The sequence below is a fragment of the Moraxella sp. DOX410 genome (genome assembly GCF_032248735.1).
GTDB classification, from domain to species: Bacteria; Pseudomonadota; Gammaproteobacteria; order Pseudomonadales; family Moraxellaceae; genus Faucicola; species Faucicola tetraodonis.
This window is the reverse complement of sequence record NZ_CP135138.1, coordinates 1,476,554-1,490,238: the sequence shown is the minus strand read 5'-3', so window position 1 is coordinate 1,490,238 and position 13,685 is coordinate 1,476,554. Positions and strand designations below refer to the sequence as shown.

General features: G+C 42.8%; 13 protein-coding genes. 8 read left to right on the top strand and 5 right to left on the bottom strand.

Annotated features, from left to right (window positions below):
- Positions 1–96: 96 nt before the first annotated feature.
- From ftsY to RNZ41_RS06585, 3 genes are read left to right on the top strand one after another with little or no spacing between them, the layout of a single operon-like run.
- On the top strand, positions 97–1,257 hold the full coding sequence (ftsY, locus tag RNZ41_RS06595; protein ID WP_314026894.1) for a signal recognition particle-docking protein FtsY: 1,161 nt from the start codon (positions 97–99) through the stop codon (positions 1,255–1,257).
- Positions 1,258–1,260: 3 nt separating this feature from the next.
- Positions 1,261–2,382 carry a DUF4268 domain-containing protein gene (locus tag RNZ41_RS06590; protein ID WP_314026893.1) on the top strand — a complete coding sequence of 374 codons (1,122 nt, stop codon included), beginning with the start codon at positions 1,261–1,263 and terminating at the stop codon, positions 2,380–2,382.
- A 1-nt stretch (position 2,383) separates the two neighbouring features.
- Positions 2,384–2,917, top strand: coding sequence for a methylated-DNA--[protein]-cysteine S-methyltransferase (locus tag RNZ41_RS06585; RefSeq protein ID WP_065252492.1), 534 nt, complete (start codon positions 2,384–2,386; stop codon positions 2,915–2,917).
- A 19-nt stretch (positions 2,918–2,936) separates the two neighbouring features.
- Here RNZ41_RS06585 and RNZ41_RS06580 read toward each other — a convergent pair whose 3' ends face one another.
- Positions 2,937–5,594, bottom strand: coding sequence for an AAA family ATPase (locus RNZ41_RS06580; RefSeq protein ID WP_314026892.1), 2,658 nt, complete (start codon positions 5,592–5,594; stop codon positions 2,937–2,939).
- Between the two features lie 317 nt (positions 5,595–5,911).
- Between RNZ41_RS06580 and glpK the strand changes: the two genes are divergently transcribed.
- From glpK to RNZ41_RS06565, 3 genes are all read left to right on the top strand, one after another.
- On the top strand, positions 5,912–7,510 hold the full coding sequence (gene glpK, locus RNZ41_RS06575; protein WP_219331100.1) for a glycerol kinase GlpK: 1,599 nt from the start codon (positions 5,912–5,914) through the stop codon (positions 7,508–7,510).
- A gap of 361 nt (positions 7,511–7,871) precedes the next feature.
- Positions 7,872–8,879 (top strand): endonuclease/exonuclease/phosphatase family protein, encoded by a 1,008-nt coding sequence (locus RNZ41_RS06570; protein WP_409950569.1) that lies wholly within the window; start codon positions 7,872–7,874, stop codon positions 8,877–8,879.
- Positions 8,880–8,899: 20 nt separating this feature from the next.
- Complete coding sequence (locus RNZ41_RS06565) at positions 8,900–9,589, top strand: TetR/AcrR family transcriptional regulator (RefSeq protein WP_060994913.1); 690 nt, start codon at positions 8,900–8,902, stop codon at positions 9,587–9,589.
- Positions 9,590–9,682: 93 nt separating this feature from the next.
- Here the strand turns inward: RNZ41_RS06565 and RNZ41_RS06560 are convergent, their stop codons facing one another.
- Complete coding sequence (locus RNZ41_RS06560) at positions 9,683–9,829, bottom strand: entericidin A/B family lipoprotein (protein WP_060994912.1); 147 nt, start codon at positions 9,827–9,829, stop codon at positions 9,683–9,685.
- Between the two features lie 290 nt (positions 9,830–10,119).
- On the opposite strand from RNZ41_RS06560, the gene RNZ41_RS06555 reads away from it, so the two are divergent.
- On the top strand, positions 10,120–10,644 hold the full coding sequence (locus RNZ41_RS06555) for a tRNA (cytidine(34)-2'-O)-methyltransferase (protein WP_201664343.1): 525 nt from the start codon (positions 10,120–10,122) through the stop codon (positions 10,642–10,644).
- Between the two features lie 9 nt (positions 10,645–10,653).
- On the opposite strand, the gene RNZ41_RS06550 is transcribed toward RNZ41_RS06555, so the two are convergent.
- The 3 genes from RNZ41_RS06550 to tusD are packed head-to-tail and all read right to left on the bottom strand — an operon-like array spanning position 10,654 to position 11,819.
- On the bottom strand, positions 10,654–10,974 hold the full coding sequence (locus RNZ41_RS06550) for a TusE/DsrC/DsvC family sulfur relay protein (protein ID WP_314026890.1): 321 nt from the start codon (positions 10,972–10,974) through the stop codon (positions 10,654–10,656).
- Between the two features lie 5 nt (positions 10,975–10,979).
- On the bottom strand, positions 10,980–11,312 hold the full coding sequence (locus RNZ41_RS06545; RefSeq protein WP_096488750.1) for a hypothetical protein: 333 nt from the start codon (positions 11,310–11,312) through the stop codon (positions 10,980–10,982).
- Between the two features lie 30 nt (positions 11,313–11,342).
- A complete protein-coding gene (gene tusD, locus RNZ41_RS06540) occupies positions 11,343–11,819 on the bottom strand; it encodes a sulfurtransferase complex subunit TusD (protein ID WP_314026889.1) in 477 nt (158 codons plus the stop codon).
- A gap of 306 nt (positions 11,820–12,125) precedes the next feature.
- On the opposite strand from tusD, the gene RNZ41_RS06535 reads away from it, so the two are divergent.
- Positions 12,126–13,574 (top strand): glycosyltransferase family 4 protein, encoded by a 1,449-nt coding sequence (locus tag RNZ41_RS06535; protein WP_314026888.1) that lies wholly within the window; start codon positions 12,126–12,128, stop codon positions 13,572–13,574.
- Positions 13,575–13,685: the final 111 nt, after the last annotated feature.

Genomic DNA, 13,685 nt, shown 5'->3' with positions numbered 1-13,685 from the left:
GGATTGACAGCATGTTTATTTCAAACTGCGAACAAACACTGTTATAATTTTATACATCTCAATATTTTAATGACAAATTTAACCATAGGCGATGATATGAGTAGCAACCAATTTAATAACAATGCTTCTAATAAGGTGGTAATTAATTTTAATAACCAACCGACTAATTTTGATGATGCTACGATACCCAATCTGCCTGTGCAAGATGTGCCAATTATTGAAACGCCGCGTATCGCTGAAGCCGCCCAAACGTCAACGCTGCAAGGACAACCTGCACCCATACAGCAGCCATCTGCCAATACGGCTGAGCCAACCGCAGAACCTGAACAAAAAGGGGGCTGGTTTAGCCGCATGAAGCAAGGCTTGTCAAAAAGTCGTAAAAACTTGACCGAAGGCTTAACCAATATTTTGATTGGTGGCAAAGAAATTGATGATGAGCTACTTGAAGAAGTCGAAGACCAGCTGTTGGTCGCAGACATTGGGGTGAATGCCACCAATCGCATCATCAAAAACTTGACCGAAGCCACAGCCCGCGGTGATTTGATTTATTCGCATTCACTGTATAAAGCGCTACAAAAAGAACTCACCGATATCTTGACACCCAAAGTTGCGCCGCTGGTGGTGGATGCTAGCACAAAACCGTTTGTCATTTTGGTCGTTGGGGTCAATGGCGTGGGTAAAACCACCACCATCGGTAAACTTGCCAAACGTCTGCAAGGTGAAGGCAAATCCGTGATGTTAGCAGCGGGCGATACGTTCCGTGCGGCAGCCACCGAGCAATTGCAAGTATGGGGGGAGCGCAATAATATCCCTGTTGTCGCCCAAGGTCATGGCTCAGACAGTGCCTCGGTGATTTTTGATGCCATTCAATCTGCCAAAGCCCGTGGCATTGACGTGCTGATTGCCGATACTGCAGGGCGTCTACAAAATAAAACCAATTTGATGGAAGAGCTGAAAAAAGTGATTCGCGTCATGCAAAAAGCCGATCCAACAGCGCCACATGAATCTATGATTGTGCTCGACGCGGGTACAGGACAAAATGCCCTAAATCAAGTAGAAATCTTCAATGAAGCAGTGCCATTGACAGGCGTGACCGTTACCAAATTAGATGGTACGGCAAAAGGCGGCGTGGTATTTAATATCGCTGAAAACACCAATGTGCCGATTCGTTTTATTGGCGTGGGTGAAAAAATTGATGATTTGCGCCCATTTCAAGCCGATGATTTTGTCAAAGCCCTGTTTGAAAAAGATGAGTAACTCATGTATCACTTAAATATTGCTAATAAGCAGATGACTAATATTGATAAAATTCAATTTAGTGAAGTGGGTTTTAGAGAGCGCCAAGATTTGCAAGAATGGATTGTGAGCAATCCAGAATGTCTTGGCGAGCCATTATTAATTATTCAAAAAGAATTTAACGGGTTTGACAATACGTCTGAAAGATTAGATTTATTGGCGTTAGATAAAAGTGGTAATTTAGTCATTATTGAAAATAAAACGGATAGTTCTGGTAAAGATGTTGTATGGCAGTCTGTGAAATATGCATCTTATTGCTCTCGACTTACAGATGAGAAAATCATAAATATTTTTGCTGACTATCTTAGAAGATATGATAGCCAAAACTCTGATGATTATATTGCAAGCGCTAAACAAAAAATAAATGAATTTCTTAGCGATAGCACAGAAGATGATATTGGATTAAATCCCAATGAAACTTCGCAACGAATCATTTTAGTCGCTGCTGAATTCCGTCAAGAAGTAACATCAGCTGTATTATGGCTGATGAATTTTGGTATTAATATCCGTTGTATAAAATGCCAACTTTTTAAATTTAATAATGACTTTTTCTTTGATACTCAGCAAATTATTCCTGTACCCGAAGTTGAAAGCTTTATGATAGATATTGCGGAGAAAAAACAAGAAGACATTCAAATCAAAAATAATAAACAAAGCGTACTAATAAGTTTTTGGTCGCAATTTATCAATGCGACTTTATCAAATGCTGAAAATTTATATGCTAATAGGACACCAAGTAAAGATAATTGGTTAGGTACTAAATTAGGAAATGGTGTCGGAATAAGTGTTGTAATTACAAAGGAATCTGTAAAAATTAGAGTTGAAATAAAAGATAATAATAAAGAAGACACTTTAAAAATATTCGACTATTTATATCAGCATAAAGAAGAAATCGAATCAAAATTTCAATATCCTGTTAATTGGGAGCGTTGTCCTGAAACTGTATATAGTTTTATAATTATCACAAACGAAGCAGTTGGATATTCAGACAAGTCTGAATGGCGGGGTGCAAATGAATTTTTGATTGAAGAAAGTTATAAAATGCAGAAAATTCTTAAATCACTTCTAGATAAATTTGTCTTATAAAATGCTTACCACAAACTACCAACTATCAATCAAATTACCAACAATTACCCTTGTCGCACATAAGGGTTGTCTTATCGCGCTTGATTGGCAAACCCAAAAAACGCAAAAAATCCTACAGCAATTAACTGCACAAGCGCACTATATACAAAGCAAAGATTTGGCTGACTCAGTAGATGACGATGCCAAAGTCTTACGAAATACCATCAGTCAACTTGACGAATATATTAATGGACAGCGACAAGTGTTTGATATGCCCATCGCCCTCTACACAGGCACACCCTTTCAGCAAAAAGTATGGCAAGCATTACGACAAATCCCTTACGGTCAAACAATCAGCTATGCACAGCTTGCGCTACAAGTGGATAATCCCAAAGGCTTTCGCGCAGTCGCGCAGGCCAATGGTCGCAACCCACTAAGTCTCATCATTCCTTGCCATCGCGTGATTGCCAGCGATGGCAAATTGGGCGGTTATACCGGTGGGATTGAGATTAAGCAAACATTGCTTGATATAGAGCAAGCAAGTTATCAGCGATAAACAATAACCCAATGAGGCGTTATTCTTTGTCATCTGCATCTTTTTCTTCCCAAGTTTCTAAGCGTTCATAAATACGACCATAAACGGTATTTTTACGATATTTGCCTTTTTTGGTCATCTCATCCGGCGCTAGACCCGTCAATAGATACATGGCTTCATTGACATGCTCTACGGCATAGATGGTAAATTTACCTGCCGTCACGCTATCGATGATATCTTGACGCAGCATCAATTGCGCCAAATTGGCTTTGGGTACAATCACCCCTTGTTTACCCGTCAAACCTTGCTCGACACACGCATCATAAAACCCGGCAATTTTGGCATTGACGCCGCCGACCGCTTGGACTTGACCAAATTGGTTCATCGAGCCAGTCACCGCCAAGCTTTGATTAATCGGGGTTTGCGATAGGGCAGATAATAGTGCGCAGGTTTCGGCTACTGTCGCGCTATCGCCATCGATACCGCCATAACTTTGTTCAAAAGCCAGCGATGCAGTAAAGTTAAGCGTGTGGTCTTCTGCAAACAGCGCTTTTAGGTAACTACTCATAATCAGCACGCCTTTGGCATGGATAGAGCCGCCTAAATCCACATCGCGCTCGATATCAACAATATCGGCATGCGCGGCACTGTGATGCACTGACGCTGTCAATCGAGCAGGCATACCAAACTCACTATCTGCGTAGCTGATGACTGTCAGCGCATTGATTTGACCAATCGCTTTGCCTTGGGTGCTAATCAGCTGTTGCCCTTTTTCTAGCTCTTGCCAGAACAATTGTCGTAAATAACCCGAGCGATGGCGAATATCCTCAATGGCTTGGCGGACATGGCTAGCGGTTACTGTGTTTTCAGGGCTAAGCTCTGATTGATTGATGACCGCATGACGATTGGCTTCGAGTAATAGCTGCGCCAATCTGTCCCCATGTAGGCTTAATTCATGCTGGTCTTCCGCTTGCTCACTAAGATAATCCAATAAACACGCCAACGCGGTGTTATCAAACGTTAGTAATTGGTATTTGCTTATCATATCGGCAATTTTGGCGGTCATCGCTTGTTCGTTGGCGTGACTGCGTACCACGCGATCGTGAAAATCTGCACGAATTTTGAATACGGCATTAAATTCAGGCTCAAAATCTAGCAGGTCATAATACAAGTCTGGCTCACCGAGTAAAATGACTTTGACATCAAGCTTAATCGGTTGTGGTTCAAGGCTAATACTGCCTGTTAGTGTCAGCATTTGCTCAAGGCTTGACATCTTGATTTGGCGGCTTTGCAGCGCACGTTTGAGACCTTGCCACGCATACGGATATTCAAGCAAATTAGTTGCTTCAAGCACCAAATAACCGCCATTCGCACGGTGCAGTGAACCGGCGCGAATCAGACTGACATCTGTTGACACAGTACCCAAATGGGTAATTTGCTCGACATGCCCGAGTAAATTTAAATGGGTGGGTAAGTCTTCAAACACAATCGGTGCGCCTTGATCGGGCGCGTGGCTTGCAATCACATTGACAAAATAGCGCGCTGGCAATGGCGAAAAATGGCTGGGCAAAAACTCTTCATCATCTTCATTGATGATTCGTTCTACATGATTGACGATATCGTCATGCACGTCTTGCAAATACTTACGAACCTTTGGTAAGGCTTGATACTTGTCAAATAACGGCTCAATCAGAGGTTTTAAGGTACGCCGAGTCAATGAGTGGTGTAGCGCTTGTAGGGTCTGATTGGCTTCATCTTCAATTTGCTCAAGCTCAACGGTCAGTTGGCTCAAGCGTTTTTGCATGTGGTTCTTATCTTGATAATTGGCAACATACGGCGATTTTGGGGTTAAGCCAAAGCTGGCTTGATTGGTTGCGCTCGAGGTATTATTAGTGGTGCTAGAGGTTTGATTGGCTTTAAGTGGTAAAACTGGTGCTTTACCACTGGATTTTTGGCGACCCCATTTATTAGCAGGTTTGATTGGTAAATAACCATCGCTTGGCTCAATATCATTGTAACTGTCATTGTCATTGTCATTGCCATCGGCTCGGTTGTCACTAAAATCAGATTTGATAAAAATCGGTTTATTGTCCGAAGGTCGCAGCGCTAACGCAAGTGAATATTGTTTGCCTTCTTCATGCAGCGCATGATAGACCTGTTCTTCACGAAGGCTAATTTCATTCTTTATGGCTTCTACTTTACTTTGATAGTGCTCACTGCGAAAACGCTGATTGAGCTGACGCTTGGTGGTTAGCCAAAAGGTTTTGACATCTTCTGCTAATTGCTTGCCCATGCCAGCAGGAAGGTCAAGCGCAATCGGGGTGCGCGCATCAACAAAATTATGCACATATACCCAGTCATTGGGTGTGGGTTTTTGTTTGGCGTGTGCTTGTAGCAGGCGAGTGATTAAGGTGCGTTTGCCCAGTCCGTTTTCACCTGCAGCAAAGATATGATAACCATTGGCATTGATATCAAGCGCAGTGGCAATCGCTTTACAGGCGCGCTCTTGCCCAAAGCCAATTTCAAGCGTTTTGGTATGGTTGCTATCTGTTGGCAAGGTCGCTGGGTCGGTATAACGGCGCAAGTGCGAAATTGCAACAGGCTGTAAATTGTTAGATTTGATGGTATCGGTAATGATAGCGGCGGATTTTGAAGTCACAGGGGTAGTACGAACAGATTTTGCAAGGGTATTTTTCATAAAACAAGTTTCATCAACGCATTAAAAAGCGGTAGTGGAAAAGATAAACAATGACAGTGACAGTTAGAGTGACAGTGCTTAGGGTCTAAGGTTTGAAGTCTGAAATCTAAGGTTTAGGGTCACTTATAGTTAACAGATAGGTTTTGGTAAGTGGTAATAAAGTATCAGTATGATGTGGTTTTTTGTTGATAAAATCAATGGCTATTTTTTCGCGAATCGTTGCCTTAAGGTTTCAGCCGCAGTAATATAAAAGTTGATGGGCAAGTATTTGCTAAGATAACATATGGACGCTTAACACAATCGTTTGAGACAACAACATGGCTAAAACAGAAAACGGATTTATTTTAGCGCTGGATCAGGGCACTACCTCAAGCCGCAGTATCATCTTTGATAACCAATTAACACCCATCGCCATCGCCCAAAAGCCGCTGGGTATCATCACCCCAAAAGCCGGGTTTATCGAGCAAAATGCCAATGACATCTGGCAAACCCAAATTAGTACCGCCCAAGAAGTGATTGCCAAAGCAGGATTATTGGCGACAGATATCTCAGCCATCGGTATCACCAACCAACGTGAGACCACCATAATTTGGCATAAAAAAACGGGTAAGCCTGTTGCATCCGCCATTGTCTGGCAAGATAGACGTACCCATCAGTGGTGCAGAGACTGGCGTGATAAAGGCTTTGACGCCAAAATCCAGCAAATTACCGGACTACGTATAGATCCGTATTTTAGTGCCAGCAAAATCGTATGGCTGTTAAACCAAAACCCTAAGCTTCGCCAGCAAGCGCTAGCAGGTGAGTTGGCTTTTGGTACTGTGGATAGTTGGCTATTGTTTAACATGACAGGCGAGCATAGCATTGATATCACCAATGCGTCACGCACCATGCTGATGTCTTTGCAAACAGGCGACTGGTCTGAGGAGTTATTGGAATTATTTGATATTCCCAAAACCATGTTACCTACCATCAAGCCATCGGATGGCGATTTTGGGGTCACCAAACAAGGGATGTTTGGCAAACAAATCCCAGTCACGGCAGTGCTCGGCGATCAGCAAGCCGCCTTGTATGGGCAGGGCTGTAACCGAGCAGGCATGGCAAAATCCACCTATGGCACCGGCTGTTTTTTATTAATGAATACCGGCGATAAGCCCTGTGTCAGTCATCAGCAATTACTCACTACCGTCGCTTGGCAAACCACACAGGCGAATCACACTCGTCAACCTAACCGTCATGAACCTTCAGGTAAATTGCCCAACTTGCTAAAACCTTTACAAAATTTACAACGAAATAAAAAAACAAGCGTCACGCAAACACAATATGCGCTTGAAGGCAGTGTGTTTATGGCGGGTGCCATCGTGCAGTGGTTACGCGATAACTTAGGTATGATAGCGCGCAGTGAGGACGTTGAAACCTTGGCAGCGCAAGTACCAGATAGCCAAGGAGTGACCCTGATTCCTGCCTTTACAGGGCTTGGCGCACCTTACTGGCGAGCAGATGCTACCGCAAGGCTTATTGGGCTGACACGCGGCACTACCAAAGCGCATATCGCAAGAGCCGCCTTAGAAGCGATTGCGCTACAAGCTTATGATGTGTTAATCGCCATGCAAAAAGATAGCCCTGTGCCATTGCACGAACTGCGCGTGGATGGGGGCGCTGCCAATAACAATATCCTAATGCAATTTCAAGCCGATATACTCAATGTCCCTGTGCTGCGACCGACGACCACTGAGAGTACCGCAAAAGGGGTAGCATTATTAGCAGGGCAAGCGGTGGGGCTATATGATGACACTAGCATTGGTGAAAGTTGGCAGCTAGACCGTATCTTTGAGCCTAAGATGGCATTGTCTGAGCGCCAAGCCATCGTGGAGCGTTGGCAGTTTTATATTAATCAACTATTAAACGAACAAAATTAAAGCAAGAAAATCATTAATATAGCTCTAAAAAACTAAAAATAATTTAAAAACAAATAGTTAACTATATGACAAATTTTTTAAAGACTCGACACGAGAGTGATTTTCGTTAGCAATTAAGTGCATTAAGTAAAAAAAAGCACTTTATATACCCAATTTTTAAACCCTGCTTAAAAATATCAGCAAATTTTGGCTAAAAAAAGTGATTTTTTGTGTAGAAATTGACTAAAAAAATGTATAATGCTTCGAAATTCGACACTGTGTTGACAGTGATAAAAGTTACGAAGATGAAAGTCAGGAAATTTTTTGGACAAGGTTGGCGCAAAGCAGGGATAACTGGTAACTAAACATTAAGGATATGACAGTGGACAATCAATTTGTTATCGCTACGGCAAATTTACTTAACTTTGCACTGCCCAATCGGGTTTTTTACCGAAACCAAGATGGGTATACGCCAAAGCAATATCAACAAAAGATTAATGCACTTGCCCCCATCTTTCGGCAATTGCAAGCTGATATCATTGGTTGCCAAGAAATTTGGGATGAGCAAGCACTCATTGACTTATGTCATGCAGCCGGTCTCAATGACTATCACGTCACTGTGCCGTTAGCCAGTAATCAGCCAGACAGTCCATTAACCCAAGGGCAAGGCGCGATTGGTACCCCGAGCGTAGGTTTGGTATCGCGTTTTGAGATTATTAACACCCAATTGCTCACGCAGATGCCTGCGATTGCGTTGTTGGACGTTCCTGATGTTGGGCTTTATCAACAATTTAATCGTCCCCCGCTGATTGCCGACATCAGATTGCCAAATGGCATGGTGGTCACCGTGATTGTGGCGCATCTAAAAAGTAAACGCCCTGAGTTTTTAGAAAACGCGCAAGGCGAGCCGTTAGAAGATCGCAATGATCCGCTAATTCGAGTCCGCGCCAAGCTGCGCAGTCTGTGTATGCGGGCAGCGGAAGCGGCAGGCATTCGCCAAGTGGTCATCGAAAAACTGTCACACAACAACCATCCGCTGATTTTGTTAGGGGATATGAATGATGTGATGCAAAGTGTCACTTGTCAACTTTTAAGCGAATCGGGTGAAGTATTTTATGATAAGTCGATGCGGGATATCGTGCTATATGATGCCTCTACGATACAAAGCCGTATGCACTGGCTTAAAGATGTGGCCTACACCCATATCCACCAAGGTATGCCAGAAGTGCTTGACCAGATTTTGGTATCTGAACAATTTTTAGCTGATAGTAAATTTAACATCGGCGAAGTATTACAAGTTGATTATTTTAACGATCATCTCAAATTTATTGTAGAACAACGCCCAACCGATCATGGATTGGTACGGGCACAAATTAAACTTTATTCATAATCAGTCGATAGAGAGGAAATATGTCAAGCGCTTATGATGAAAAAATTGAGGATGTGTTAGTGGACTCTGAGCTCGCTCGCCGCTTAGTTCCTAACAAATTCAAGTTCACTAGCCAGCAAGGTCGTTTGCGTCGCCAAAAATTATTAGCCGCTGCCAAAGAATTGAGCGCGACCCGACCTGTCAGTGAGATTAGTTTGGCTGATGTGTGTGAACGAGCGGACATTCCTAGAGCCTCAGCCTATCACTTCTTCCCAAACGTTGAAGCGATTTTTTTGGCATTGCGTTTTTTAAATGCGATAGAAATCTTTAACAAGCTTGAAAAAGTCGATGCCAAACAATTTAGTCGCTGGCAGGCTTATATCACCACAGTTATTGAGACAGGCGTTGATATTATTCAATCTGATTTAACGGTTGCCCGTTTGATTTATGAGACCAATACCCCAGATTTTGAGGGCAATGCCTTTGGTAGTGAAATCGAAAAAAGCCTTGCCCAAATGGTGTATAATAAATTGTCTGAGCGCTATAAAATGCCGGCTTTAGAAACCATTCATCAGCAATTGTTAGTCGCATACGGTATCATCAATGGAATTTTTATCTTAGCTTATCGTTCAGAAAAAGAAATTACCGATGCCTATCGTCAAGAAGCGATTACGGCGGTGATTGCTTATCTACGTTGTTATCTACCTGAAAATTTGCCAAAAAACGACTAGTTTTATAACCTGCTAGGGTTATAACCGATAGTCAATAAAATAGGCAATAAAAAACCCATCAGCGAGATGGGTTTTTTTACTTAAACAGAAAATCTACGACTTGATTTTATTTTGAGTATTTTGTGCGGTATTGGTTACTGCGTCACCTGTTTTTGATACGTCTTTACCAAAACCTTTGACTGTATTACAACCTGTGACAGCAAACATAACAGCGATTGATGCAGCGATTAATTTTTTCATTTTAAATTTCCTCAGATATATCCATTATTTTTTAACAGTTTTTAGCTACCAGATTAAATCATGCGACTTTATTGATTCATAGAAGTTAAAATAAAGTAAAACATGCTTGGTAGAGTCATGGTAATGCAGGTTAGTCTAACGTCGCTATAGCGTTAATGTAACCAAAACTATCAAGTTGTAAAAAAAACTTAAATTTACGCAATAAGTATAGGTTTTTTGTAAATTAATCTTCGCATTTAGCGCTTTTTTATTTCAATCTGTTTTATTTTAATCTAATTAGGGATGTCGATATGATTCACGTAGTATTAGTTGAACCCAAGATGCCAAGCAATACAGGCAATGTTATTCGGTTATGCGCCAATACCGGCGCAACGCTACATTTGGTTGAGCCACTAGGGTTTGAGTTAGAAGATAAAAAATTACGCCGAGCAGGGCTAGACTATCATGAATGGGCAAATGTCAAAGTACATGCCAATTGGCAGGATGCACAGGACAGCCTAAGTCAAAGTGGCGTACAAAGAATCGTTGCCTTGACCACCAAGCTTAGCAAGCCTTTATATGATGAAGATTTTACGCAAGTGGCAAATATCGCTTTGGTATTTGGGTCAGAGACAGCCGGATTACCCGATCCAATTCGCGCGGCAATTGGGCAAGATAACTGGTTGCGTTTGCCTATGTTGCCGACCTCTCGCAGTCTGAATTTATCTAACAGCGTGGCAATTACATTATTTGAAGTTTGGCGTCAGCAGGGGTTTGGCGGTGATAACGGTCACAGTATCGGTTATGACAATCTCGTCCCTTATGACCCAAAATAACTTCAAAATTTATAAGCAATTTGCAGGTTTGGGCAACCCTGCAATGCGGTTGACATGACGCGCGACAAGACCCGTGTTAAACATGGCTTGCAGTTTGGTGTTATCAATCGCCAATGAGGGCAATTGCTTGGATAAAAACTTGATTAAAGGACGGGTCGTCGGTGGATGACTATATAAATCATAATATTGACGCACTGCGTCTATGATTTGATAGTGTTCAGGGGTTAACGTGACATCCAGCGTGTTCGCCAATTGTTGCGCGATATCTGGTGTCCAGGTTTGATGAGCTATCAAATGACCGTCTTGGTCAAGGTGGGGAAGTTGGGTCATAGGGTTTATAAGTCAAAAGTGGTATCAAAATAAGGTAGTGTGGTTGGCTGTAGCGAGACTTGAGTACACCAATCAAAGGTTGTTGATTGGTTGGCTTGCCACGCTTTTAATCTATCAAAATCCGCTAGCGCCAGCCAAGCGGGCGCCATATCATACATGTCAAGGGATGCTAGCATATGGGCAAGCTTGCCTGTGGGCTCATCAAGTAGTAAGTTTAGCATGCCATTACCGATAGTCAGCTGAATTTGGTGATCAAACGCCGCCAGCGCAAACGCCATTGACAAGGCTTCATGACAAAGCAAAAACGTGTCAGCGTAAATGTTAATGATAATTTTCATAGTAAACCGCTATCGCTAAACCCATCCCAATTAAAACTGATAAACCGTTTTTGCCCTGTGTAGATGCATGGCTAATTCACCCAAACCGACTAATTCAAAGCCATCTGCCAAATTGTCACCTTGTAGCTGATGTCTAGTCGCATTGTCAGCATCTGTCACCCCGCGAGCCAAAGCGGCACTCACACACACTTGAATGGTTAAATCATGACTCATAGCAAAGCGTTGCCAATTTTTTGCCATATTTTCGATATCATCGGGCAGCCAAATTAATCGGTTTGCCAACATCACCGCATCACTATATAAGAAAATTTTAAAATCGGTACTAGTCAACGAGTTTTGCTCATCGGTTGTTTTACTATCGTTCGCACATAGCGATTGGGCGTATTCAATCGCTCGTTTGGTGAGCGGATGACTAGGCGCATGTGTCATCAGCATCACAATCGGTGTATCCAACGTCGAAGTATTGGGCATAGCGGTATTATTCGATGTAGTTATCAAATCAGTCATTTAACCATCTATAAGGCATTAATAAGGCATTAATCTATAAAGCTGCATTCTGCTCGCTATTTTAGCAAAATCGACCCCTATTTGCGATGCAATTGTCATCAAACTGTTATCAAATTGACATGAGGTTGTCAATGGCGACTTATAAGCTTAACCCAGACAAAGGATTGATTTAATTTACCGAAACGGCTTTTGTAGTCAAATAAAGCAGTCGGTTGTAATGGTTGATAACATACTATGAGTGACAACACTGTAAACACTAATACATACAAGGCTTTGACTGATACTAAGGCGACGTCAGCCAATCACATGAATCCCTCAACTCAAGTTGCCGGCACGCCTTTTCATGACAATAGGCCATCATTGCATATCGCTTTGGTGACTGAAACGTGGTTGCCTGATATCAATGGGGTAGCCTCAAGCGTTTATCAAATCATGCGCGAACTCAAATCGATGGGGCATCGCATCACGTTGATTCGCCCCAAGCAAAGCGATGAAGTCGAACAACATACCCTAACGACAGGGCTTAATACTGCGGCTGTTACCACTGATTTGCAAGTGCCAAGTTTGCCCATTCCTTATTACCCGCATCTGCGCATGGGGCTACCTTGTTACCGATTTTTAACGAAGCAGCTGCGCAAGCTTCGTCCTGATATTGTACATATCGTGACGGAAGGTCCTTTGGGGCTTGCGGCGTTGATTGCTGGCAAACAGCAAAGCATTAAAGTCTCTTCAGGTTATCACACCGCGTTTCATGATTTTAGCCGATATTTTGGCTGGAAAGTTGTCTCATTGCCTTTGCTTGCGTATATGAAGCGTTTTCACAACCATTGCAATGCCACCTGTATTCCAAGCCAGACCACCCAACATCAGCTCGCTGAATTTGGTTTCAAGCATTTGTACCAAGTCGGTCGTGGCGTTGATACAGCGCGCTATGCACCGAGCAAACGTAGCCAAGCATTACGGCAAAGTTGGGGCGTGGGCGAGGGCACCACAGTGTTAATGTGTGTGAGCCGTGTTTCCCCTGAAAAAGGTATGGATACCGTCATTAAAAGCTTCAAAGCGCTACAATTACAGCAGCTGCATCGTCATGTCAAATTAGTGATTGTCGGTGATGGACCATATAAAGAAGCGCTCGTTAAACGGCATGCCAATGATACAAGCATTATTTTTGCAGGCTTTAAAACAGGCGAGGCGCTGGCAAGTTATTATGCCAGTGCCGATGCTTTTGTATTTGCTAGTCAAGTAGAAACTTTCGGTAATGTCGTCACCGAAGCGATGGCATCGGGGTTACCAATTTTTGCCTATCATGATGCGGCTGCGGCGCTGTTGGTGGATGATAGTTGTGGTAAAACCGTACCGCTTGGGCAAGAACAACGCTTTGTACAAATGATTAGTGAATTACCCAAACAACAACAGCTTGATCAGATGCGACTAGCTGCAAGGCACAAGGTGGCTGCTTTTTCTTGGCAAAAACCTGCCCAAGAAATGTTGACCATGTTTTATGAGGTGCTATCAATCCAGACCAATACCCTAACAGCTAGCACGGTGACACCCACCATTTTGCCTTCTCAATCAATAGCTCAACATACGCTCGCGGATTTGACAATCGCCCCCACACCTCAGCCAGTTCCGCCGACTGTCGGGGCAAAAAACCACCCACGATATAGCCACTCAATCCAAAATAGCCACTCAACCCAAAATAGTCACCCAAGCCAAAGACCCGCTGAATCTGCCGCGTTTTTCTCCAAAACGTGATGTTCAAATAGGCAAAAAAAAGGATGGCGCCATGAATCAATCCATCAATCAATCCATGAATCAACCCATAAAACAATCCAAACTGTCACTTGCCAATTCAGAATTCACCTG